Source organism: Bradyrhizobium sp. 25ACV (assembly GCF_054863005.1).
In genome coordinates this window covers 1-279 of record NZ_JAVAYO010000068.1, presented here as the reverse complement: position 1 = coordinate 279, position 279 = coordinate 1, and the positions used below count along the sequence as shown (strand labels likewise).

At 58.8% G+C, this 279-nt stretch carries 1 protein-coding gene; it reads left to right on the top strand.

What is annotated here, in order from left to right; genetic code table 11:
* Window positions 1–21: 21 nt before the first annotated feature.
* Complete coding sequence (locus RAD04_RS38610; RefSeq protein ID WP_461627957.1) at window positions 22–264, top strand: SAF domain-containing protein; 243 nt, start codon at window positions 22–24, stop codon at window positions 262–264.
* Window positions 265–279: the final 15 nt, after the last annotated feature.

The window sequence follows — 279 nt, the reverse complement described above, 5'->3', positions numbered from 1 at the left end:
GCCGGGAACGAACAGGATACGGTGGTTGTGCAGCGGCGCTGCCTGCGGGCGACCCGCGATCTCGAGCCGGGTACAATTCTCCGTCCAGAGCACGTGGAAGCTCTGAGGCCGGCGCCGCACGACGCTGTCTTCCCCTACGAAATAGACCGGATTCTTGGCCGGAAAGTTCGCCAATTTATGCGACAAGGTGAACAGTTCACTTGGACAAAACTCGATGAGTGTCGGCCGACTGAGCTCGGGAGAACGGTCAGCATTGGTCGATAACCGATTTCGAGCTCA